Genomic DNA, 21,669 nt, shown 5'->3' with positions numbered 1-21,669 from the left:
TAGCTGCTAGCGCTTGATGAATAAGCGCTAGAGCCTGATTTGACTATGAAACTCGTATTGGCATCCAACAACCAGGGCAAGCTCGCCGAGCTGCAGGCCATGTTTGCCCCGCTGGGCGTGGAACTGGTGCGCCAGGGCGACCTGGGCGTGGGCGAGGCCGAAGAACCCTTCCGCACCTTTGTCGAAAACGCGCTGACCAAAGCCCGCTTTGCGTCGCAACACACCGGCCTGCCCGCGCTGGCCGATGATGCGGGCATGTGCGTGGAAGCGTTTGGCGGTCTGCCGGGCGTGGACACGGCCTACTACTGCACCCAGTTTGGCTACGAAAAAAGCGACGCCAACAACGTGCGTGCCTTGCTGGAGCAACTGCAGGGCGTCACCAACCGCCGCGCCGCCATGGTCAGCACCCTGGTGGCCGTGCGCAGCCCGCAGGACCCCGAGCCGCTGATTGCCGTAGGCCGCGTGGTGGGCGAGATCACCACCGAGCCGCGCGGCAGCAACGGCTTTGGGTTCGACCCCGTCATGTTCATCCCCGAATTTGGCAAGACCTTTGCCGAGCTGCCCGTGGAGGTGAAGAACGCGCACAGCCACCGGGGCCGCTCCGCCGCGCAAATGCTGGCCCTGATGCGTGAGCGCTGGTTTGGATGAAGTCCCCCCTGAGTCGCTTCGCGCCTTCCCCCCAAGGGGGGACACCGCCAGCGCACGCAAGTGAAACGCAGCTGCGCTGCCGCGGCGGCCCTTGCGCGGCGGTCGCTCGCATGGCAGTGCCTCTTGCTAGCCACCGCTGCGATGGAAGCGCTCCTATTTTTTTGAGCTTTGAATGGCTATTCCCATAATTCCTGCTAGTGCCGATGACGCGCCCGCCGTGGTGCGCGACATCCAGCACTACATGCGCCCCGGTCTGCTGCAGCTGGCCAGCCTGCCGCCTCTGTCGCTGTACGTGCATCTGCCCTGGTGCCTGAAGAAGTGCCCCTACTGCGACTTCAACTCGCACGAAGCGCGCGGCGGCAGCGCGGCGGGTGAGGTGCCCGAGCAGCGCTACATAGACGCGCTCATGGCCGACCTCGAAGCCGCGCTGCCGCTGATCTGGGGCCGTTCGGTGCACAGCATCTTCATCGGTGGCGGCACGCCCAGCCTGTTCGCACCGCAGGCCATAGACCGCCTGCTCAGCGACATCCGCGCCCGCTTGCGGCTGGAGGCTGACTGCGAAATCACCATGGAGGCCAACCCCGGCACCTTTGAGAAGGACCGGTTCCGTGCCTATCGCAGCGCGGGCGTCACGCGCCTGTCCATCGGGGTGCAGAGCTTCAACGACGCGCACCTCAAGGCCCTGGGCCGGGTGCACGACCGGGCTCAGGCCCTGGCGGCGGTGGAGGAGGCCGCCAGCGCATTCGACACCTTCAACCTCGACATCATGTACGCGCTGCCAGGCCAGACCCTGGCGCAGATGGAGCAGGACATGCAGCAGGCGCTGCAACTGGCGCCGCCGCACATCTCCATCTACCACCTCACCATCGAGCCCAACACCTACTTCGCCAAGTTTCCGCCCGCCATTCCTGAGGACGACCTGGCCTATGCCATGCTTGACCGCATCACCGAGATGACGGGCGCGGCCGGGTTGGCGCGGTACGAGATTTCCGCCTACGCCCGCGCGGGCCACCAGTGCTTTCACAACACCAACTACTGGCAGTTTGGCGATTACCTGGGCATTGGTGCGGGCGCGCACAGCAAGCTGAGCTTTGCGCACCGCGTGGTGCGGCAGGTACGCTTTCGCGACCCGGCCCGCTACATGGACAACGCCCTGGCAGGCCACGCCGTGGCGCAGGACGACGATGTGCGCCGGGCTGATTTGCCGTTTGAATACATGCTCAACGCACTGCGCCTGCGCGGCGGCTTTGCGCTGACCGACTTCACCGAACGCACAGGCTTGCCGATCAGCGCCATTGCCAAAGCGCTGGATGCCGCGCAAAGCAAAGGCCTGATCGTGCGCGAGGGCGGGCAGGTGCGCCCCACCGAGCGGGGCTTTGACTTCTTGAGCGATCTGCAAGAGCTGTTTCTGGCCGACTAAGCGCGGCCCCTGCGGGGCCGCGCGTCAGCCGCAGCGCACGGCCGTGATGCGGCCGTTGTCGTCCACCACCAGGTTCAGGCGCTGGGTGTTGTATTCCTTTGTGATCATCTGGCCGGGGCGCAACACCCGCGCCATGTGGGCACCCGACTGCACCCGCGCCGCCTCGATCACGCTGGCGGTGCTGTCTTTGCCCACAAACGACTGCGCTGGCGCAGCATTGCATTGGCCACCCACGGGGGGCTGGCCTGCTGGGGTGTTTGACGCGCCAGCACCTGGGTTGGGCGCAGCGCAGCCCGCCAGGATTCCTGCAGCTACGGAAGTGCCTGCCAGGGTCCAGAGAGAGTTTTTCATGCAAAGGCTCCTTGAGTGATTCAGTGGATGGAAAGGCTGCGTACAGAGCCCATGCCTGCACGATAACCCAGCCCGTGGCGGCTGACCGTGTCCGTGCGTAACGCGCGGGCGGTGGCCCCGCAAAGATCTTGAAAAGGCTCTCAAGCCTCTGTCGCATGCACGACGCCGGGCAGCGTGTGCCACACACCCGTCACACCGCTGTCAAACGCGGTTCCCACACTCGCGGTTTTGTTTTTCTTGGGTTGCCCATGTTGATCAAGACCTCTGTTTTCCGCTCCGCAGGCTCCGGCATGCTGGGGCATGTGTCGCGCCGCACTGCCACGCTGGGCGTGGTGGCCCTGGCTGCATCCCTGGCCGCTTGCGGCGGCAGCGATGGCGACAGCAATGCCAACGCCGGTGCCACAGCCACCCTGGCCGTGCTGGAGACGACAGACCTGCACTTCAACGTGCGCAGCTACGACTACTTCAAGCTGGCCGAGGACAAGACCTACGGCTTCGAACGCACCGCCACGCTGGTGCGCGCAGCCCGAAAGGAATTTGCCAACACCTTGTTGGTAGACAACGGCGACACCATCCAGGGCACCGCGCTGGCTGACTACGAAGCCACCATCAGCCCCATCCCCTGCACGCAGCAGTTGTCCATGTACAAGGCCATGGGCGCTCTGGGTTTTGACGCGGGCACGCTGGGCAACCACGAGTTCAACTACGGCCTGCCCTTCCTGAACCAGGTGCTGGGCGGCGGGCTGGACGTGGACGGTGTGGACCCCACCAAGAAATGCGCGGGCGCAGGTTACCCCGCTGTGCCGGCCAACGTGTACAGCAGCAAGACCAAGAAGCCGCTGGTGCAGCCCTACACGCTGCTGGAGCGCACGGTGGTGGCCAAGGGCACCGATGGCAAGGAAGTGAAGCTGTCCATCAAGATCGGCGTGATCGGCTTCACCACCCCCGGCATCATGAACTGGGACAAGCGCTACCTGGAAGGCAAGGTCTACACCGAAGGCGCGGTGGAGTCGGCCACCAAGTACGTGCCCGAGCTGCGCGCCAAGGGCGCCGACATTGTGGTGGCGCTGCTGCACGGCGGGCTCGATAGCGCGGCGTACTCGCCCACCATGGAAAACCCCGGCCTGCACCTGTCGAAGGTGGCGGGCATCGACGCGATGGTGATGGGCCACCAGCACGGCGTGTTCCCTGACACCGCAGCCACCCCCAGCTTCAACCTGCCCGGCGTGGACCACAAGGCGGGCACCGTCAACGGTGTGCCCGCCGTGATGGCCAGCTCCTGGGGCAAGGCCCTGGGCGTGGTGCAGCTGGCGCTGCAGTGGGACGGCAGCAAGTGGGTGGTCAACAAGACTGCCAGCAAGAGCGAGCTGCGCAACATCCAGAGCAAGAATGCAGCGGGCGCGAACGTGTACGTAGAACCCGACGCCACCATCGCTGCGCTGATCGAGACGCAGCACCAGGCCGCGATCAAGTACGTGAAGACGCCCATCGGCCAGACAGACTTCCGCATGAGCACGCTGTTTGCCGATGTGGGCGACCCCGGCGCGATCCAGATCGTGAACCAGGCCCAGCAAGCCTATGTGGCCGCCTACATCAAGGCCAACCTGCCGCAATACGCAGCGCTGCCGGTGCTGTCGGTGAGCGCGCCGCTCAAGAGCGGCTTCCAGGGCGGGGCGGACTACACCGACGTGGCGGTGGGCCCGCTGGCCATCAACAACGCGGCCGACCTCTACCTGTACCCCAACACCGTGTATGCGGTGAAGGTGAACGGTGCGGACATCAAGAACTGGCTCGAGGCCGCTGCCAAGCGTTTCAACCAGATCGACCCCGCCAAGACCACGGAGCAGCAGCTCATCAGCACCTTCCCTGGGTACAACTTCGACATGTTCACCACGGCAGACGTGCAGTACGAAATTGACGTGACCCAGCCCGTGGGCAGCCGCATCAAGAACCTGACGTACCTGGGCAAGCCCATCGATGTGGCGCAGGAGTTCGTGATCGCCACCAACAACTACCGCGCCACCAGTGGCAAGAGCTTCATCGACAAGCTCGACGGCTCGGGCACCATCTGGGCCTCGCCCGATGCCAACCGCGATGTGGTGATCGACTACATCCGCAAGAACCCCGCCGTGAGCCGCACCGCCAACGGCGCTGCCAAGAGCTGGCGCTTTGCCAAGGCCACCGTGGCCGGGCCTGTGGTGTTCACCTCGGGTGCCAACGCGCTCAGCGTGGCGCAGGCTGCGGGCCTGGCCAATGTGAGCCTGGTAGCTGCTGACGACGGCTCGGGCAAGGGCACGTCGAAGTACAGCGTCGATTTGTCGAAGTAATTTCGCCACGCGCACCGGCAGCCCACGGCAGGTGGGCGTGGCCGGAGACATGAAAAAAGCCCGCCTGGGGTGAAGCAGGCGGGCTTTGCTATTTAAAAGATAGCTGGTGGCGCTTATTGGATAAGCGCTAGAGGCACTTTTTGCTTAAAAGGTGCAGTGCCGGGTTGAAACGCTCAACGCTCCAGCTTCTCGCGCACCACCTTGCCGGTGGTACCGTTGCTGGCGCTGGGCATGGCGGGCGAGCCGCCCCAGCCTGTTCGCCTGACGGTGTACGGCCCCGCCACGGCCACCTGGGCCAGCCTGCAACGTATCGACCAAACCCTGGCCCTTGCCGGTGCCGCGCTGGTATTGCTGGCGGTGGCGCTGTGCTGGCTGCAGGTGCGGGTAGGCCTGGCCCCGCTGCGCCGGCTGGAGGCCTTGCTGGCCACCATCCGCAACCCCAGCAGCGCCGCGCAGGAAGGCGCACTGGTGGACGTGCAGGCCATGCTGGCAGCGCCCACCGGCCGCGACTTGCAGCCCCTGCAGGCCGAGCTGGCCAGCCTGTGGGAGCACAACGCCCGCGTGGTGGCGCGCGCCCGCGCGCATGCGTCGGACCTGAACCATGCCCTTAAAAAGCCACTGGCCTTGCTCAGTGCCCAGGCCAGCAGTGATGCCGCCGTGCCTGCGGCCGATGTGCAGCGGCAGGTGCAGGCCATGGCGCAGGTGATTGACCGCTACCAGGCGCGCACCTTCAGCGACGCTTTGCACATGCAGGCGGCCATCCACCCCGCAACGGCTGCCCAGCCCGTGGACGTTGCGCAGTGCGTGGCCGAGGTGGTGCGCATGATGGAGCGGCTGCACGCTGATCAGGCGCTGGAGTGGACGCTGCAGGTGCAGGATGGCACCACCCCGCTGTGGCGCGGAGAACGCACGGATCTGGAAGAAGTGCTGGGCAACCTGCTGGACAACGCAGGCAAGTGGGCCGCCTCGGCCGTGCACATTGGTCTGGCGATGGAAGAGGGCGATGCAGCCCAGCCGCCGCAAGTGGTGCTGCAGATTGAAGATGATGGGCCGGGCATGGCGCGCCACCAGTTGCGGGCCGCCGGCCAGCGTGGCTTGCGCTTTGATGATTCAGTTCAGGGCTCGGGGCTGGGGCTGCACATTGCCACGCAGATGGTGCAGGCCTACGGCGGTGAGTTGTCGCTGGGCAAGAGCGCCTTGCTCAAAGGGCTTTCGGTGCGCGTGGTGCTGCCCGGGGTGCAGGCCGCGCAGCGCCCGCGCAAAGCCTGAAAGGCCGCGCTCAGCGCCTTGCGTGGGGTCGTATCAGGCGGTACGCGCGGGCTGCAGCAGCACCAGCAAGGCCCCCGCTCCACCATCGATGGGGCGCGCCTGCACAAAGGCCAGAACCTCTCTCTTTTGCACCAGCCAGCTCTGCACACGGCCTTTGAGCACCGGGCTTTTGCCGGGCGAACCCATGCCCTTGCCGTGCACCACGCGCACGCAGCGCACGCCCAGCTTGTGCGCGTGGCGGATGAATTCGCCCAGCGCCTCGCGCGCCTCATCCACGCGCAGGCCGTGCAGGTCCAGCTGGCGCTGAATGCTCCAGTGGCCAGATCGCAGGCGGCGCGTGATCTCCACCCCGATGCCGGGGCGGCGAAAGCTGAGTTGGTCGTCGGTGTCGAGCAGGCTGCTCACGTCAAAGTCGTCGCTGATGGATTCCATCAACACCCGTTCTTCGTCTAGCCAGTGCTGAAGCGGCAGGGGCTCGGGCGGGGTGGTGGGCAGTTCTGCCAAATTGCGGTCGGTCAGCGGATGCACCTGCCCCACGGCGCGGCTGAACAGCTGGCGCTCTGCCTCCAGCCGCGCAGCGGCTTCGCGCCGGGCTTTTTCTTCGGCTTCGGCGCGCTCGCGCTGCTCACGCAACTGGCGGGTGATGGTGGCCAGGTCTTGCAGGCCGTCCACACGCACGCCGGGGCGGCGCGGTTTGGGCGCTTTGCGTGGTCTGGGGACTGGTGCGGGCGTGCCTTCTGCCCGGGGCGTGGGTGCAGTGCGGGGTTTGGGGGCTTGCCACGCAATGGTGGGCACCCGGCGCGCGGCACGGGGCTGCGGTGGCGCGGTGGGCGCCGGGGGCTGGGTGGGCCGCAAGGTGCGAGCCAAGGCCGCTGCCAGCGCGCCGGTCAGCTCTTGCCTCGCTTTGTCTGATGGCTGGCCGCTTGGTGTGTCGCCGGGCAGCGGCGCCCCTGCGGATGGATGGCGGCGATTCATGCGGGGGCTCCAGGAGATGGCGGAGTACAGGCGGTGCTGTGCTGTGGTGGAGCGCTCTCAGCGGGCGGATAGGCCAGGGCCAGCCACTGCGTGCTTTGCGCGGCATTGAAGTTGTCGTCAGACACCAGCACCAGCACCCGTTCGCCGCTGGGCAGCGGCGCGGCCCACGTCATGCCTTCGAGGTTGTCCACGGTGGCGAGGCCCAGCGTTGCAAAGTCGAGCAGCAAGGTCTTTTGCAGCGGGGTGTGGTTGCCTGGTTGCAGTGCCTGTACGCCCAGTGTGTCGCTGCCGCTGCGCAGGTCGGCGCGGTACAGGCGGGCGCCAAAGCCTGCGCCCGCGCTGTAGTCGCGTTCCAGCACCAGCAGGTGGTGCGGGCCATCGGCCAGAATTTCGCTCACGCCGTTGACCTCAGGACCCCACGGCAGTCGGCGGGCGCGGGGAACGGCGTCCGGGGTGTAGGCCCGCTGCTGCTGTGCCTGGCCCGTGGCCACGTCCAGTGCGGTGATGCGCACGGGCCCGCCAGCGGTCTGCACGGTGGGGCGGGCGCCATCCTGCACCCAGGCCATTTCCATCGCCAACCAGGCGGTGCAGCCGTCGTCAGAAAAGGCCAGCCCTTCCAGGCTGGCGTTGAGGCGCGGGCCGGTGCGCTGGGGCTGCAACGTGGGGGCGAAGGCCGGTGGCAGGGGAATATCGCGCGCCGATTGCCCGGTGGGCAGTGCTTCGCGCAAACGGGGGATGCCGCCGCGTGCCCAGTCGCCCTCGCTCGCCCACCACAGGCGCTGGCGGCCCGCGTGCCAGCGAATGGCTTCTGCGTCGGGCACCTCGGCGTTTGAGTCAGCGCGTTGACGGGGCGATGGAAATGGCTGGCCTTGCTCGGTGAGCAGCGTGAAGACGCCCGTGATGTGGGGCGGCTGTGTGGGCTGCTGCGCGGGCGACCAGCGCGCGGTGTAGATGCGCGCAGGTGCATGGGCAGAGCGGTCGTCGCTGATGAGCCAGAACTGGCCGGATTGCGGGTCGTAGTCAATGCCCGAGATGCCGCCCCACGGGGTGCCCAGCACCTCGGTGCCGGCGGCGATGTGGGCCTGCGCCAGCAGTCGGATACGCGCATCCGTATTCCCTGCAGAGGGTTGCCTGGGCGCTGCGCAGCCCCCCAGCACCAGGGCGGCTGCCAGTGTGGCAACCAGCGCCCGTGAATGGCGCAGCAGGCGCATCACAGCAACCCCTCTTCTGCCATTGACAGCGCCTGGCCGGGCGCGACGATGACGTGGTCGAGCACGCGCACATCGACCAGCGCCAGGGTGGTTTTCAGGGTCTGCGTGAGGGCTTCATCTGCCCGGCTGGGTTGCACGCTGCCGCTGGGGTGGTTGTGCGCCAGCACCACACCGGCGGCCTGGTGGTGCAGGGCGCGCAGCACCACCTCGCGCGGGTACACGCTGGTCTGCGTGAGCGTGCCGCGAAACAGCTCTTCCATGCCCAGCAGGCGGTTTTGCGCATCGAGGAACAGCACGGCAAACACCTCGTGCCTCTTGGCGGCCAGGTGCAGCTGCAGGTAGTGCTTGACGGCATTGGGCGAGTCAAACACCTCGCGTTCACGCAGCTGCTGGGCCAAGGCGCGGCGCGCCAGCTCCAGCACCGCCACCAGTTCGGCACGCTTGGCGGGGCCCAGGCCTTTGATGCGTTCCAGGTCGCTGGTGCTGGCATGCAGCAGCCCGGCGATGCCGCCAAATCCGCCGCTGACCTTGCCGCTGGCAGGGTCCAGCACGGGCGGGTCCAGCAGCTCTTGCGCCATCTGCAGTACACCTTTGCCCACGATGCCGGTGCGCAGCAGGATGGCCAGCAGCTCTGCATCGGCCAGGGTTGCGGGGCCACGGGCCAGCAGTTTTTCGCGGGGCTGGGCTTCGGTGGGCAGGTTCTTGATGGCCATGGGGCAGGGGGGCTTTGGAATCAAGGTGGGCTGCCGGGTCGGCACTGGGCAGCCAGGGTGGCGGGGCGTACACCCCAGTAGGGGTTTGCCCGGTTTTCTACAATCGCGGCAGTTTATCGGGACTTACATGACCACTACCGCTGCCCCACTTCCCACCGTTCAGCCCGGCTCTTTCCTCACTTTGCACTACCGCCTGGCCGGGCCTGCAGGTGACGTGATCAACACCTTCAATGACAAGCCGGCCACGCTGTCGCTGGGCACGGGCGAGTTGTCGCCCGCCATGGAGCAGCGCCTGCTGGGCCTGGCCGAAGGCACGCGCACCAGCTTCGAGCTGGCAGCGGGCGAGGCTTTTGGTGAGCGCAATGCCGACATGCAGCAATGGGTGGCCCGCAAGCTGCTCAACGAACTGGGCGACCCTGACGAAAAGTACAACGTGGGCGATGTGGTGCAGTTCCCTACGCCTGACGGCCTGGGCAGTTACGCTGGCGCCGTGCAGCAGGTGCGTGACGATGGAGCCGTGCTGTTCGACTTCAACCACCCGCTGGCGGGCCAGCCGGTCACGTTTGAAGTGCACGTCATCGGTATCCTGTGATGAGCGCACCCCAAGAGATCCTATTGGCCGAGCCCCGGGGCTTTTGCGCCGGGGTGGACCGCGCGATCGAGATCGTCGAGCGCGCCATTCAGAAGTTTGGCGCGCCCATCTACGTGCGCCATGAAATCGTGCACAACACCTATGTGGTCAACGACCTCAAGGCCAAGGGCGCGATCTTCATCGAAGAACTGTCGGACGTGCCGCCCGGTTCCACGCTGGTCTTCAGCGCCCACGGCGTGAGCCGCGCCGTGCAGCAAGAGGCCGAGCAGCGTGGCTTCAGCATTTTTGACGCCACCTGCCCCCTGGTCACCAAGGTGCATGTGGAAGTGGCCAAGCTCGCCAAAGAAGGCTACGAGTTCATCATGATTGGCCACAAGGGCCACCCCGAGGTGGAAGGCACCATGGGGCAGCTGGACCACGGCATTCACCTGGTGGAAGACGTTGCCGATGTGGCCCGCGTGCAGCCCAGCCAGACCGACAAGCTGGCCGTGGTAACCCAGACCACGCTGAGCGTGGACGACGCAGCCGAGATCACCGCCGCCGTGCGGGCGCGATTCCCCAAGGTGCGCGAGCCCAAGCAGCAAGACATCTGCTACGCCACGCAGAACCGCCAGGACGCCGTGAAGGTGCTCAGCCCGCAGGTGGATGTGCTGGTGGTGGTGGGCAGCCCCACCAGCTCCAACAGCAACCGCCTGCGCGAACTGGCAGCGCGCCTGGGCACCGCCGCCTACATGGTGGACAGTGCCGACGAACTGCGCACCGAATGGTTTGACGGTGCCGTGCGGGTGGGGCTGACGGCGGGAGCCTCTGCGCCAGAAATTCTGGTGCAACAGGTCATTGATCGCATCAAGGCGCTGGGCGCTGTGTCGGTGCGCACCATGTCGGGCATTGAGGAGACCATCAAGTTCCCGCTGCCCAAGGGCCTCAAGATCGACGCGGCCACGGGGCTGGAGATCACCCAGCGCACCCCGGAAACGGGCCCTGGCGCCCACTGATTCGGTATCTGCTATCGAATGGATAGCTGCTTGCGCTTATGTGTAGGGCGCTGGAGCCCTATTTGGTGTTAAATTTTGCAGTGACGCGATGTTCATGCCTGCGGTGCAGGCCCGCTCCACAAGTCCAGCGGCGGGTCGGCCGCCACGGCGCGCAGGATGTCGGTGCGGGAGATGAACCCGATCAGCACCCCCGCCTCATCCGTCACCGGCAGGCCCGGCAGGCCCGTGTCCAGCAGCACCCCGGCCACGCGGCGCAGGGCCGTGTCGGGGGCCACGGCAGCGACGGGGCTGTACATCACTTCTGACACCGGCCTGCGGGCCAGCTCAATCGCTTCCTTCACGGCTCCCGGCTCGGGCAGCAAATCCAGCGGTGCCATGTCGGCACGCAGCAGCAACCCGATGACCCGGCCCCGCTCATCCACCACAGGGGCCTGGGCCACCCGGCTCTCGGCCAGGGTTTGCCACGCATCGTTGACCCGCATGTCGGGGGGCACGCTCAGCGCGTCGTTGCTCATCACATCCCGCACCAGGGTCAGGGGTTCGCGCCGCTTCTGGGGGCCTTGGCCGGTCTGGAGGTAGGCGGCCACGGCATCCTGCAGCCGCAGGTTGACCACTGGCGCACGTTCGCGCGAGAGAGGCGCTGGGGTGGTGGCAGTGTCCTGGTCCAGATCAAGTGTGCGCGTGCGCAGCGCCTGTGGGCGGTCCACGCGCCGCACGGCAGCGATCTGGCTCAGGTTCTCCGGCCCGCCTCGGTACATCTGGCCTGAAGGGCCGAACACAAAAAACATCACCACCTCCTGTGGGCTGCGCACAGGCGCCACCCCTGTTTCCATGGTATCGGCATGCGGGCGTGGGGCTGAAGCCTGCGGTGCCAGCACAAGCCCTTTGCAGAGGGCGAACGCTCTACACTGCAAGGCCATTTTGCAACGGAGCCTTTTGCATGATCGACCGCGCCGCCATCTCTGCTGCCCGCCAGCGCCTGGCCTCTCAGCCCCATTTTTTGCGCAGCACGCCGCTGCTGCATTTGCCCGGCGCCGCCCTGGGGGTGGACTGTGCAGAGGTCTGGCTGAAGCTGGAGCATTTGCAGGTGGGCGGCAGTTTCAAGGCGCGCGGCATGCTGTACCGCTTGCTGGCCAATCCGGTGCCCGACAGCGGCGTGATCATCGCCTCGGGCGGCAACGCCGGTATTGCCGTGGCGGCTGCGGCCCAGGCTCTGGGCGTGCGCTGCGAGGTATTTGTGCCCGAGGTGTCGCCCGAAGCCAAGCGCGCCCGCCTGCGTGCATTGGGGGCTGAGGTGGTCGTGACCGGCGCGGCCTACGCCCAGGCTTATGAGGCGTGCGTGGCCCGCCAGCAAGCCACTGGCGCCTTGCAGGCCCACGCCTATGACCAGCCCGAGGTGTTGGCAGGGGCGGGCACCCTGGCATTGGAGCTGGAAGAGCAAGCGGGCCGCTTGCCCGACACCTTGCTGGTCAGCGTGGGCGGCGGTGGCCTGATCGGCGGCGTGGCGGCCTGGGTGGAAAGCCGCGCCCATGTGGTGTCGCTGGAGCCGGAGCGTGCGCCCACGTTGCACGCTGCGCGTGTGGCGGGCCAGCCGGTGGATGTGGATGTCAGCGGCATCGCAGCCGATTCCCTGGGGGCCAAGCGCATCGGCGCCATCGCCTGGGAAGTGAGCCAGCGCCACGTGCATGATGCCCTGCTGCTGCCGGACGACGCCATCCGTGCAGCCCAGCTATGGCTGTGGCGCGAGCTGAAACTGGCCGTGGAACCGGCCGCAGCGCTGGGCTTGGCGGCCCTGCAAACGGGGGTGTACCGCCCCCAGCCGCAGGAAACCGTGGGCCTGGTGCTGTGCGGCGCCAACTTCGACCCGGCCAGCCTGGCCTGAGCAGGCGGTGGTCGTCCCTCTAAAATCACGCCATGCTTGACATTCTTCTTCTCCGCAAAGACCTCGACACCGCGATCGCGCGTCTGGAAACCCGCAAAAAGCCCCAGGCCTTCCTGAACGTGGAAGCGTTCCAGGCCCTGGAATCCGAGCGCAAGACGCTGCAAACCCGCACGGAGGAGTTGCAAGCGCAGCGCAACCAGCTGTCCAAGCAGGTCGGCATGCTGATGAGCCGGGGTGACAAGGGCGGCGCCGAAGCCGTCAAGGCCCAGGTGGCCGCATCCAAGGTAGAGCTGGAGCAATCCGCCGCCCGCCTGGAGCAGATTCAGGCCGAACTGCAGGCCATGCTGGTCGCCGTTCCCAACCTGCCGCATGAATCGGTGCCAGTGGGCAGCGACGAATCGGGCAACGTGGAAGTGCGCCGCTGGGGCACCCCCGCCACTTTCTCCTTTGAGGTGAAAGACCATGTGGATGTGGGCACGCCGCTGGGGCTGGACTTCGACATGGGTGTGAAGCTCTCGGGCTCACGCTTCACGGTGATGAAGGGCCAGATCGCCCGCCTGCACCGTGCGCTCAGCCAGTTCATGCTGGATGTGCAGACGCAGGAACACGGCTACACCGAGTGCTATGTGCCCTACGCCGTGAACGCCGATTCGCTCAAGGGCACCGGCCAGCTCCCCAAGTTTGAAGGCGACCTGTTTGCCGCGAAAAAGGGCGGCCAGGACGGTGAGCCCGTGCCAGACAACGCGGCGCTGTACCTCATCCCCACCAGCGAGGTACCGCTGACCAACTTTGTGCGCGATGTGGTGGTGGCCGAGGCGGATCTGCCCATCAAGCTGACCGCCCACACCCCCTGCTTCCGTTCCGAAGCCGGCAGCTACGGCCGCGACACGCGCGGCATGATCCGCCAGCACCAGTTCGACAAGGTTGAAATGGTGCAGATCGTGCACCCCGACAAGAGCTACGAGGCGCTGGAAGAAATGACGCGCCACGCCGAAGCCGTGCTGCAAAAGCTGGGCTTGCCTTACCGCGTGATGAGCCTGTGCACCGGCGACATGGGCTTTGGCGCCGCCAAAACGTATGACCTGGAAGTGTGGCTGCCCGCGCAAAACACCTATCGCGAGATCAGTTCAGTGAGCAACTGCGAAGCCTTCCAGGCCCGCCGTCTGCAAGCCCGTTTCAAGAATGCCCAGGGCAAGAACGAGCTGCTGCACACCCTGAATGGTTCCGGCCTGGCCGTGGGCCGCACGCTGGTGGCGGTGCTGGAGAACTACCAGCAGGCCGACGGCAGCGTGGTGGTGCCCGAAGTGCTGCGCCCCTACTTGGGCGGTGTGCCCGTACTGGCACCTGCGGCCTGATCGTCACCGCTGCACCCAGCGCTCCACCCAGGGGCGCTCCGCCAGGGCCTGCACATGATCGCAAGAATCGTGTGCAGGCCCTGGTGTTTTGTGCATTTGCTATGGCAGCAACCTGCCAAATCGGGACAATGCAGCCATGAATGCTCCCAACTCCACCCTTGAATCCTCCGCAGGCGTGCCTATTCGCCTCACCCAGTACAGCCATGGCGCAGGCTGCCGCTGCAAGATCAGCCCCAAGGTGCTGGATGTGATCCTGGCGGGCAGTGGGGCACAGCACCTGGATCCACGCCTGTGGGTCAGCACTACTACGACCCCATGTACGCCTACCAGCGGCAAAGCCGTGCCCCGCGCATTGTCTTTGAAGGCGCGCGCAGCGAAGTCATGGCCTATTGGCGCGAGTGTGGTTCCTGCACTGCCGCGAAGTAAGTCAAGTGCGAATGCGCTGTTGAAATCTGGTTATAATCTCAGGCTTCGACACACAGGAGAGGTGGCAGAGTGGTCGAATGTACCTGACTCGAAATCAGGCGTAGTGGCAACACTACCGTGGGTTCGAATCCCACCCTCTCCGCCAATCAAAAGAAGGGTTAGCAGGCACTCGCTTGCTAGCCCTTTTTCTTTGCGGCGCCTCTAAAAAGTAGGCCCGCAGCAGAGGTAGCACCCCGGCAAACCGTGTAAGGTTCATGTGTGAACCAAGCTACCGTGACCCGATTCCCCGGCGTGCATCGCCGCCGCGATTCCATCGTCTACCAATTCGGCCTTCGCGCCCCCAAAGACCTCCTCGCCCAATTCCCCGGCGGGTGGGCCATCCGTGCCTCGCTCAACACCTCTGACCTCAGGGAGGCCAACGCCAAAGCAAAAGCGCTGCATGCCGAATGGGGTGCCCGTTTTGAGGCCCTGCGCACAGGCAAGCCGCGCCCGATAGACATGCCTGATTTACGGCGCCGTCTATTCACGCAATGGGAGCGCGCAATCGCCCGCCTTGATGACACGTACAGCCGCGTCCCCGGCAAAGACCGCGAAACACGGGCGTATGGCTTGCAGTGCCAAATCGAGGAACTGCGGCAATGCCTGACCGAGGGCGTTTTGCCTGAGTGGCTGGAAGACGGCGCAAAGAAGTACGGGGACGCCACTGCACCGGAAATCGTGACCGAGTACGGAGGCCATCAACTCATGCTCTTCGAAGTCATGCACGAGGCGCTGACCAACGAGCGCCGCACCTTCCCGCTGCGCGTGCAATACACACAGCAGCGCCGCGATTTGATGGGCCTGAGCGCAGCACCTGCACCGCACGTGCTCCCCCATCCGCAGGCACCACAGCAGCCTGCCACGCCCACCAACGGCAAGAAGATTGGCGATGCCTACGATGCCTGGGTTTCCATCCGGCAGAAGCCGGAACGGACGCAGCAGGCCTACAAACGCCATGCCGATCAGTTCGTTGCCCTGATGGGTGACCTACCCCTGAATGCTGTCAGCCGCACCATGGGCATTGAATTCCGCGACAAATTGCAGGCCTGGGCTATCGAGAACAACAAGACAGCCACCACAGCGGACAACATCCTCGTGAGCCTTCGTGCTTTGTTCAATGTGGCACGGGATAAAGGCTGGTTGACCGGCAATCCCTTGGAGCGCCTGAGCATCAAGAAAGGCGGCAAGGACTCGGAAGGGCGGGAGCCTTGGACACGGGAAGAACTGGGCCTGATCTTCAGCGACCCACTATGGACGAAGCATGCAATCCCCACCGACAAGAAAGCGGGCAAAGAGGCGGCCTACTGGATACCTCTGATCGCCTGCTACACCGGCGCACGCCTGACCGAAATCGCACAGCTATGGACGGATGATGTAGCCACCGAGCCGGGAAAGGAAACCATTGAGTTCAGGGCCAATGCGCAACGCGGCCAGCAGCTTAAAAACACGGGGTCTTGGCGGGCAGTCCCTATGCACTCGGAGTTAATCCGGCTGGGCTTCTGCGACTATGTGAACTCCCTCCCGAAAGGCGAGCTTTTCCCGCATCTGCCCAAAGAGGGCAAGAACGGTGCAGGCGGCCAATTCGGCAAGTGGTTCGGAACCTTCAAGAGTGCCAAGGGCTTCACATCCCCGGCCAAATCGTTCCACTCCTTCCGGCACCTCGTTGCCTCAGAACTACGGCTGGCAAACGCCTCCGATGCACTGGCAGATGCCATCACGGGGCATGCAGGGAACGGCGTGGGTAGGCAAGTCTATGCAGCAACTATCAGGCGTGAGGCGGAGCGGCTTCGGGCTGTCATTGAACTGCTGGAATTTCCGACGAAGCAGATTCCTCCCACCAATCATCGTAAGCAGTAAGCGCAGGCCCTCACGCCCGACACGCAAATGCAAAATTGAATTGCATATCCAAGGGGGCCAGTTCCAACACGATACGTAGCAAGTCCCCCGTAGGGGGGGGGCTGCCGCCAACGGTGGTGCTGTCGGGCCGCGCCCTGTCTTTTGCCTCTGCCACCGGGCTTGCCCCTTGCCTTGTTCGCGGCATCGTCTGCGCTGCGGCTTATGCGCAATTGCTTGGTTACTCAGCATCGTTGTCCCAATCCACGGGCTGGGCTTGTGTTGCGGGTTTGACGTGCGCTCGCAGGCCCTCAGAGTGTCCAAAACCGACCGTTTACGGACACCCTCCTGCACCATGTCCAAAAACTAGCTTGACAGATTTTCGGACACCAGGCATGATTTGTACATCCATTTCGTACAGGGCGCCCTATGACTCGAGTCTTTGCTTACTGCCGCGTTAGCACCACAGATCAATCTACAGAGAACCAAGTTCTTGAGATCGCCAATGCTGGCTTTGCACTCAACGAGCGGAGGACTGTCAAGGAGACTATCTCCGGCTCGGTACCGGCAGAGCAACGTCCCGGTTTTCAGCGGCTTATGGACAAGCTGGAGTCCGAAGATGTATTGGTTGTGACCAAGCTTGATCGCCTGGGGCGCAATGCCATGGACGTTCGCTCAACAGTTGAAAAGCTTGCACACGTCGGCGTGAGGGTTCACTGCCTTGCGCTGGGCGGGGTTGATCTGACGAGCCCGGCAGGAAAAATGACCATGGGCGTCATCGCCGCAGTGGCCGAATTTGAGCGGGATTTGTTGATCGAACGAACTCAAGCCGGATTGGCACTCGCCAAGGCATCAGGAAAGACCATAGGACGGCCTCAAAGCCTTGACAAGGGGAAGGTGGCCATGGTGCGCCAAAAACTCTCTGAGGGCCATTCCGTGGCCGCCCTGGCTCGGGAGTTAGGCACCAGCCGTCAGACCGTGATGCGAGTACGGGACAGCGCTGCAACCTAGGCACGGTGCCCGAGTCGTGCGGATTGCAATCCTGTCAATATATAGAACAAACCAGCTTGTTCCGCTGTGCCGCAGCGATGCCCCGCATGGGGTCGGCCTAAACCGTGAACCCGTGACAGATGCCAAGCCCATAGCAGTAATGCCAAGGGAAGGATGCAGGCGATAGCCTACTGTCAATTCTGCTCCCGACAACCTCAGATGAAACCAGCCCGCAAGGGCTTCATCTAGGAAGGCGGGGGAGCGGGGAGAACCGGGTAGCCCTGCCTGTACCCAGTCTAAGCCTAAGCTCAAGCCCCCGCCTTATGCAGCCGCGCAGCGCATAAAGAAGCGATATTTGGTAGTTTTTGGTTATGAAGCTGAAATTTGCTTCATGCCGTCGTCCGCCTGCCCCGGCATCCACAAGGCTGCAGAGGGCAATATTTGACAAATTCCCTATACATACTGTGTATGTAAGGTGCAGGAGTACATACATGCAAAGCATCCAAGACGATGACTTCGACCCCGAAGAGTGCATCGCGAAGTTCGACCTTGAGGACTGCGATCCTTCCCTGTCGTCAGGGTCATCAATCCAAGAAATGGCCCAGAGTGTGGCAGCCTCCCTCACGCCGATCACTGCCGCAGCCCCGTCCAATGCTGCGCTCTGGGCAGAAATGAACGCTGCAAACACTAGCGTTCAGAACCGCATCAAAGACCTGATGCAGAGTGACCCAATACTCTCCACCTTCAAAGGGAAACCCTACGGGATTCAAGTCAATACGACCACATTTAGAAAGGCCAACGAGGGCACGAGCAAGGTGTTCGCAGCCATCATCGACCACATACTGACACAGTCTGGAGCTGTACAGACGCAAACGGAAATTCGGAGCTATGTAGCAGAAAGATACCCGTCTCACTCTGTGCCGAAGGACTGGACTAAGCCCCTACGCCCGTGGGCGATAAAGAAGGTTAAGGACCGCATTCAGAACTCCGCAGCACCTATCTCCAATATCCAATTACCCAAGGCTGCCACACTAAGCCAGCTTCACAACGCAGCAGCAGCGACCATGGAGCGATACAAGAATGGGGTACTGACGTTCAGGCCTGTTGTAGAGGTTAGCGACTCTAGCATCGTCATCAACGGCATTGCGTTCTCCATAGGGGAGAACAAAGTAAAGGGCAGAACATACAAGCAAGTGCGTGTATCTATGCCCGAGCTTCTTCAAGCGTTGATTGATAAATAGAATTGTCTAAACGTAACAAACAATTAATAATCTTTGTCCAAAGAAGGAGTAGAAAGCTATCGGCACTTCTGAGGGTCATAAGATGGGCTGTACTTATCCGCGCAAATACCCCTGTCTTTGCGTTCTTTTTCCTTTGGTGCAGGAGTGGGGGTAGAAGACAAAACTGCCTCATTATCCTCCTGCATCTTTGATAATATCGTTGCCTCAAGAAGGAGTCGAGTCGATGGCATCGCGTCAGGATGCTCTTTGGAAATAAGTTTGCGAACGGATTGCTTTATATCTGCAGGAATGTTTGCTGGGATATTTAATTTATCTCCAGTTTCTACATCTGCTTGATATGAAAAAGACATAAGAACTTTCATGCAGGGCAGTGACTCCTGCTTGATGCCGCAAATCTTATCTTTTCCGATATTGAGCACTCTATACATTCGACTTGCCTGCATTTTCCCACCCAACTCCATTGAACTTATCACAGATTGCTTTTCTTGGCTTTTATAAAGCAAATATTCCAGCATCCTGGGTGGGGCTTTTGGATCTATCCCCAAAAAATCCCCTTGAGATGCTGCCGGAGCATTTTTAACCATAAGAAATTGCATCATCTCGCACTGACGAGAATCGGGATCTATTTCGCAAACATCACTTGCGACCTTTGAAACCTCAAAATGCTGCAACATAGATGGGGGAACCGAAGGTTGTGCAATCGTTGGGATGCTATGGATTAGAAAGATAGCAAGCAGAATGTGTTTCATGGCCAGGGTATTAATAAGCATTTTCATATGCAATCGTTGTCGAATACGGGGCTACCACAGGTTGCATCGCCGATCTTTGCAACCCAATTTTGCCATCGATCAAACTCATAGTGTGTGTACTCATAGTGTGAGAGCCGGAAGACTCCCGGCATGCTCCGCAGACTCCCCAAGGCCCCTACCAAGGAAAAAGCGCAGGTGGTCTTCGGGGCCACACTGCGCGGCTTTCGTGAGGCGCAGGCATTGACGCAGGAGGCATTGGCCGAAAGGGCCGACCTGCATACGAACTACGTCAGTTCCGTAGAGCGTGGAGAGCGCAACCTTTCACTGCACAACATCGTGCGGCTGGCATATGCGCTGGACATGGAGGTGTCCGTTTTACTTCGCCCACTCGATAAGCATCAGCAACCATAGACGGCTGCCTTCACGCCGATCCCCGATGGCGGCTGAGTGGCAAGCCACGTTTGGGCGGCTTCCAGCGTGGGCAGCAGCGGTGCAGATAGGCCGGTTTCCGGGTTCTTGCGTACGCCCCCAGCGATATAGCGCCCGGCCTCGAACAAGTCCCAGCCTGTCTTTTGCATGGGGATCACTGCATGGACGGAATGCGGGCACTGCGTCAGACACTGGAACGATGCCGGGCGGGCTTGGCAGCTACGTCCATTGGCCCTAATTTCCACCTCCTCAAAGAGCGGGCGGGCCACAGGCTGAAAGCGCGGCGGCGGCGCTGTAGGAATGACGATGGCTTGATGCTGCTTCCACTTCGCCAGCGATGCCACCCGGCAGGGGCAAGATTGCTCAGGGCAAACCAGTGTGAGCAGGGTCTTACGCTCCATCCTCACACCGCAGTAGCTGTAGCCTAGCCGAATGCCCCCGCTTGGGCCAATGCGCCCCAGCACTTCTATGCGGTCACCGTTGACGTGCATGACGGCAACGGCCCGCTTTTGCCCCTGCCTACTGGCCTCCAGCTCGTCGCGTACCTCGTTTTCCAGATGCTCAATCATCTTGCGCTGCCTTTCGATTCGCCAAAAAAAAGACGCACCGCGTACCCAGCTAAAGCCGGGACGGAGGGTGCGATCAACGAGCCTCTAGGTTCGCAAGTTCGCTTTGGCCGGTCAATGGCAAACGTGGATTCAAAACGACAAGGGGATTGCATAGGAAGTCAGAGCCTGCTACCTGTGCGGCGTGCGGTACATAGTGCCGATCAGGCCATCCCCTGCTAACATCCAGCCATCTCAACTCTGTGAACTTCACCGTGTAACACAGCACTGTAAGTTCGGGGTTTCTCCTCTGGAGATTGGTGGATTCGGGGCTGTCCCACCCTCTCCGCCATGTATCAAGGCCCGGTAGCTATTCAAACCATAGCACCGGGCCTTTTTCTTTGTGCGCGGGTGGGTAAATTTTCGGCTGCAACCCAGTTGGCTCAGCGCGTAGGCCAAGGGGACGATTGCAGACCTCGCAAGGGGCGCTGAAAAAAGTGGTCTTCGCGTGCCAGAGTGCGCCACCTGATATGACCTCAAAATAGATGGAAGGGCTGGCCTGCTGCGCGGCGCGTTCCATCGGCCCTAAAACCACCTGCCATCCCATGAGCCTCATTCAATCGCTTCCCGAAGGACCGCTGGATATCGTGGGTGATATCCATGGCGAGTTCGATGCGCTGCTCGCGCTGTTGAGCCATTTGGGCTACGACCTGCAAGGACACCATCCACAGGGCCGTACGCTGGTGTTTGTGGGTGATTTTTGCGATCGTGGGCCCGACAGCCCGGCGGTCTTGGCGTTGGTGCAAAAGCTGGTGCAGTCGGGCCGCGCAGCTGCGGTGCTGGGCAACCACGAAATCAATCTTTTGCGTGAGGATGCCAAGGACGGCTCTGGTTGGTTTTTTGATGCGCGTGTCACGCGTGACCATGACAAATATGCGCCGTTTCGGCGGCCCACCCCGCAAGAACGCCAAGACATCGTCCAGTTTTTATCGACGCTGCCCATCGGTCTGGAACGTGCCGACTTGCGCGTGATCCACGCGGCGTGGCAGGACGAGCAGATCGAAGCGGCCAGGCGCCTGCCACTGGGCTCGGTGCGAACAGAGTACGACCAGTGGGAGCACATTGCCCAGCAGCAGGCGCGTGAGACTGCACTGGCCGAGCGCATGGCCCGCGAATTGGAGCAGTGGGAGCACGGGCTGGAAAACAGCCAGCGCCAGCCGCCGTTTTTGCACGCCCATGCCGAGTACGAATCCAGCAAGCAGATGCTGAACCCGCTGAAGGTGCTGACCTCTGGCGTAGAACAAAAGGGCGCGGTGCCGTTTTTCTCGGGCGGCAAGTGGCGCTTTGCACAGCGCATGCCGTGGTGGGATGCCTACACAGAAGCAACGCCGGTGGTCGTTGGCCACTACTGGCGGCGGGTCCACCAGATCGACCCGGGGGCGGTGGGTAAGGGCGATGCGGACCTGTTTGCCAGCACCCACCCGTTCGCTTGGCACGGCCAGCGGGGCAATGTGTTCTGCGTGGATTTTTCAGCAGGCGGGCGCTGGCTGGAGCGCAAGTCAGGAGCCGTGGTGGGCCACGATTTCAAGCTGGCTGCACTGCGCTGGCCCGAGCGCGTGTTGCAGTTCGATGATGGGCACGTTCAGGCCACCACGGGCTTTGGCGCATAGCTGCGCCTT

At 63.1% G+C, this 21,669-nt stretch carries 20 protein-coding genes and 1 tRNA gene; 14 read left to right on the top strand and 7 right to left on the bottom strand.

Annotation, left to right across the window (positions count from 1 at the left end):
- Positions 1–45 precede the first annotated feature (45 nt).
- A complete protein-coding gene (gene rdgB, locus IHV84_RS00945; RefSeq protein ID WP_198845445.1) occupies positions 46–648 on the top strand; it encodes an RdgB/HAM1 family non-canonical purine NTP pyrophosphatase in 603 nt (200 codons plus the stop codon).
- A 172-nt stretch (positions 649–820) separates the two neighbouring features.
- Complete coding sequence (hemW, locus tag IHV84_RS00940) at positions 821–2,068, top strand: radical SAM family heme chaperone HemW (RefSeq protein ID WP_198845444.1); 1,248 nt, start codon at positions 821–823, stop codon at positions 2,066–2,068.
- Positions 2,069–2,092: 24 nt separating this feature from the next.
- Here the strand turns inward: hemW and IHV84_RS00935 are convergent, their stop codons facing one another.
- Positions 2,093–2,419, bottom strand: a complete 327-nt coding sequence (locus tag IHV84_RS00935; protein ID WP_044401890.1) for an I78 family peptidase inhibitor — start codon at positions 2,417–2,419, stop codon at positions 2,093–2,095.
- 290 nt (positions 2,420–2,709) lie between these two features.
- On the opposite strand from IHV84_RS00935, the gene IHV84_RS00930 reads away from it, so the two are divergent.
- Both IHV84_RS00930 and IHV84_RS00925 read left to right on the top strand, forming a co-directional pair.
- Positions 2,710–4,746, top strand: a complete 2,037-nt coding sequence (locus IHV84_RS00930; protein WP_198845471.1) for a bifunctional 2',3'-cyclic-nucleotide 2'-phosphodiesterase/3'-nucleotidase — start codon at positions 2,710–2,712, stop codon at positions 4,744–4,746.
- 207 nt (positions 4,747–4,953) lie between these two features.
- Positions 4,954–6,015 (top strand): sensor histidine kinase, encoded by a 1,062-nt coding sequence (locus tag IHV84_RS00925; protein ID WP_370541153.1) that lies wholly within the window; start codon positions 4,954–4,956, stop codon positions 6,013–6,015.
- A gap of 33 nt (positions 6,016–6,048) precedes the next feature.
- Here the strand turns inward: IHV84_RS00925 and IHV84_RS00920 are convergent, their stop codons facing one another.
- From IHV84_RS00920 to radC, 3 genes are all read right to left on the bottom strand, one after another.
- Positions 6,049–6,693, bottom strand: coding sequence for a Smr/MutS family protein (locus IHV84_RS00920; RefSeq protein WP_198845469.1), 645 nt, complete (start codon positions 6,691–6,693; stop codon positions 6,049–6,051).
- A 293-nt stretch (positions 6,694–6,986) separates the two neighbouring features.
- Positions 6,987–8,201 carry an esterase-like activity of phytase family protein gene (locus IHV84_RS00915; RefSeq protein WP_198845443.1) on the bottom strand — a complete coding sequence of 405 codons (1,215 nt, stop codon included), beginning with the start codon at positions 8,199–8,201 and terminating at the stop codon, positions 6,987–6,989.
- Complete coding sequence (radC, locus tag IHV84_RS00910; RefSeq protein WP_198845442.1) at positions 8,201–8,914, bottom strand: DNA repair protein RadC; 714 nt, start codon at positions 8,912–8,914, stop codon at positions 8,201–8,203. The genes IHV84_RS00915 and radC overlap by 1 nt, the downstream gene beginning before the upstream one ends.
- Before the next feature lie 127 nt (positions 8,915–9,041).
- On the opposite strand from radC, the gene IHV84_RS00905 reads away from it, so the two are divergent.
- Entirely contained in the window at positions 9,042–9,506 is a 465-nt protein-coding gene (locus tag IHV84_RS00905; RefSeq protein WP_198845441.1) for a peptidylprolyl isomerase, read from the top strand.
- Positions 9,506–10,501 (top strand): 4-hydroxy-3-methylbut-2-enyl diphosphate reductase, encoded by a 996-nt coding sequence (gene ispH, locus IHV84_RS00900; protein WP_198845440.1) that lies wholly within the window; start codon positions 9,506–9,508, stop codon positions 10,499–10,501. The genes IHV84_RS00905 and ispH overlap by 1 nt, the downstream gene beginning before the upstream one ends.
- 92 nt (positions 10,502–10,593) lie before the next feature.
- Here the strand turns inward: ispH and IHV84_RS00895 are convergent, their stop codons facing one another.
- Positions 10,594–11,289 carry an HPP family protein gene (locus IHV84_RS00895; protein WP_066698360.1) on the bottom strand — a complete coding sequence of 232 codons (696 nt, stop codon included), beginning with the start codon at positions 11,287–11,289 and terminating at the stop codon, positions 10,594–10,596.
- A gap of 152 nt (positions 11,290–11,441) precedes the next feature.
- Here IHV84_RS00895 and IHV84_RS00890 point away from each other — a divergent pair, with 152 nt between their 5' ends.
- The 6 genes from IHV84_RS00890 to IHV84_RS00865 all read left to right on the top strand — a co-directional run bounded on the left by IHV84_RS00890 (position 11,442) and on the right by IHV84_RS00865 (position 18,267).
- Positions 11,442–12,383 (top strand): threonine/serine dehydratase, encoded by a 942-nt coding sequence (locus IHV84_RS00890; protein ID WP_198845439.1) that lies wholly within the window; start codon positions 11,442–11,444, stop codon positions 12,381–12,383.
- 32 nt (positions 12,384–12,415) lie between these two features.
- Complete coding sequence (serS, locus tag IHV84_RS00885; RefSeq protein WP_198845438.1) at positions 12,416–13,738, top strand: serine--tRNA ligase; 1,323 nt, start codon at positions 12,416–12,418, stop codon at positions 13,736–13,738.
- Between the two features lie 481 nt (positions 13,739–14,219).
- Positions 14,220–14,309 (top strand) — tRNA-Ser (locus IHV84_RS00880).
- A 113-nt stretch (positions 14,310–14,422) separates the two neighbouring features.
- The gene (locus IHV84_RS20700) at positions 14,423–16,060 is read left to right on the top strand and encodes a site-specific integrase (RefSeq protein ID WP_198845437.1); all 1,638 of its coding nucleotides are present in this window, start codon (positions 14,423–14,425) and stop codon (positions 16,058–16,060) included.
- 405 nt (positions 16,061–16,465) lie between these two features.
- Positions 16,466–17,047 carry a recombinase family protein gene (locus tag IHV84_RS00870; RefSeq protein WP_198845436.1) on the top strand — a complete coding sequence of 194 codons (582 nt, stop codon included), beginning with the start codon at positions 16,466–16,468 and terminating at the stop codon, positions 17,045–17,047.
- Between the two features lie 470 nt (positions 17,048–17,517).
- Positions 17,518–18,267 (top strand): hypothetical protein, encoded by a 750-nt coding sequence (locus IHV84_RS00865; protein WP_198845435.1) that lies wholly within the window; start codon positions 17,518–17,520, stop codon positions 18,265–18,267.
- A gap of 56 nt (positions 18,268–18,323) precedes the next feature.
- Here IHV84_RS00865 and IHV84_RS00860 read toward each other — a convergent pair whose 3' ends face one another.
- The gene (locus tag IHV84_RS00860) at positions 18,324–19,016 is read right to left on the bottom strand and encodes a hypothetical protein (RefSeq protein WP_198845434.1); all 693 of its coding nucleotides are present in this window, start codon (positions 19,014–19,016) and stop codon (positions 18,324–18,326) included.
- Positions 19,017–19,166: 150 nt separating this feature from the next.
- Here IHV84_RS00860 and IHV84_RS00855 point away from each other — a divergent pair, with 150 nt between their 5' ends.
- Entirely contained in the window at positions 19,167–19,427 is a 261-nt protein-coding gene (locus tag IHV84_RS00855) for a helix-turn-helix domain-containing protein (protein ID WP_198845433.1), read from the top strand.
- Here IHV84_RS00855 and IHV84_RS00850 read toward each other — a convergent pair.
- Positions 19,415–20,014: a hypothetical protein gene (locus IHV84_RS00850; protein ID WP_198845432.1), complete on the bottom strand. Its 600-nt coding sequence runs from the start codon at positions 20,012–20,014 to the stop codon at positions 19,415–19,417. The genes IHV84_RS00855 and IHV84_RS00850 overlap by 13 nt on opposite strands.
- Before the next feature lie 581 nt (positions 20,015–20,595).
- Between IHV84_RS00850 and IHV84_RS00845 the strand changes: the two genes are divergently transcribed.
- Positions 20,596–21,660 carry a metallophosphoesterase gene (locus IHV84_RS00845; RefSeq protein WP_198845431.1) on the top strand — a complete coding sequence of 355 codons (1,065 nt, stop codon included), beginning with the start codon at positions 20,596–20,598 and terminating at the stop codon, positions 21,658–21,660.
- Positions 21,661–21,669: the final 9 nt, after the last annotated feature.

The organism is Acidovorax sp. IB03, assembly GCF_016406015.1.
Lineage (GTDB): Bacteria > Pseudomonadota > Gammaproteobacteria > Burkholderiales > Burkholderiaceae_C > Acidovorax > Acidovorax temperans.
The sequence above is the reverse complement of the archived record's forward strand: the minus strand, read 5'-3'. Positions and strand labels throughout refer to the sequence as shown.

Coding starts and splice junctions, on each gene's coding strand:
- IHV84_RS00855 (WP_198845433.1), top strand. CDS start 19,167: ATGCTCCGCAGACTCCCCAAGGCCCCTACCAAGGAAAAAGCGCAGGTG.
- IHV84_RS00890 (WP_198845439.1), top strand. CDS start 11,442: ATGATCGACCGCGCCGCCATCTCTGCTGCCCGCCAGCGCCTGGCCTCT.
- IHV84_RS00915 (WP_198845443.1), bottom strand. CDS start 8,201: ATGCGCCTGCTGCGCCATTCACGGGCGCTGGTTGCCACACTGGCAGCC.
- IHV84_RS00935 (WP_044401890.1), bottom strand. CDS start 2,419: ATGAAAAACTCTCTCTGGACCCTGGCAGGCACTTCCGTAGCTGCAGGA.
- hemW (WP_198845444.1), top strand. CDS start 821: ATGGCTATTCCCATAATTCCTGCTAGTGCCGATGACGCGCCCGCCGTG.
- ispH (WP_198845440.1), top strand. CDS start 9,506: ATGAGCGCACCCCAAGAGATCCTATTGGCCGAGCCCCGGGGCTTTTGC.
- rdgB (WP_198845445.1), top strand. CDS start 46: ATGAAACTCGTATTGGCATCCAACAACCAGGGCAAGCTCGCCGAGCTG.
- radC (WP_198845442.1), bottom strand. CDS start 8,914: ATGGCCATCAAGAACCTGCCCACCGAAGCCCAGCCCCGCGAAAAACTG.
- IHV84_RS00905 (WP_198845441.1), top strand. CDS start 9,042: ATGACCACTACCGCTGCCCCACTTCCCACCGTTCAGCCCGGCTCTTTC.
- IHV84_RS00870 (WP_198845436.1), top strand. CDS start 16,466: ATGACTCGAGTCTTTGCTTACTGCCGCGTTAGCACCACAGATCAATCT.
- IHV84_RS00850 (WP_198845432.1), bottom strand. CDS start 20,014: ATGATTGAGCATCTGGAAAACGAGGTACGCGACGAGCTGGAGGCCAGT.
- IHV84_RS00860 (WP_198845434.1), bottom strand. CDS start 19,016: ATGAAACACATTCTGCTTGCTATCTTTCTAATCCATAGCATCCCAACG.
- IHV84_RS00865 (WP_198845435.1), top strand. CDS start 17,518: ATGCAAAGCATCCAAGACGATGACTTCGACCCCGAAGAGTGCATCGCG.
- IHV84_RS00930 (WP_198845471.1), top strand. CDS start 2,710: ATGCTGGGGCATGTGTCGCGCCGCACTGCCACGCTGGGCGTGGTGGCC.
- IHV84_RS00895 (WP_066698360.1), bottom strand. CDS start 11,289: ATGTTTTTTGTGTTCGGCCCTTCAGGCCAGATGTACCGAGGCGGGCCG.
- IHV84_RS00845 (WP_198845431.1), top strand. CDS start 20,596: ATGAGCCTCATTCAATCGCTTCCCGAAGGACCGCTGGATATCGTGGGT.
- serS (WP_198845438.1), top strand. CDS start 12,416: ATGCTTGACATTCTTCTTCTCCGCAAAGACCTCGACACCGCGATCGCG.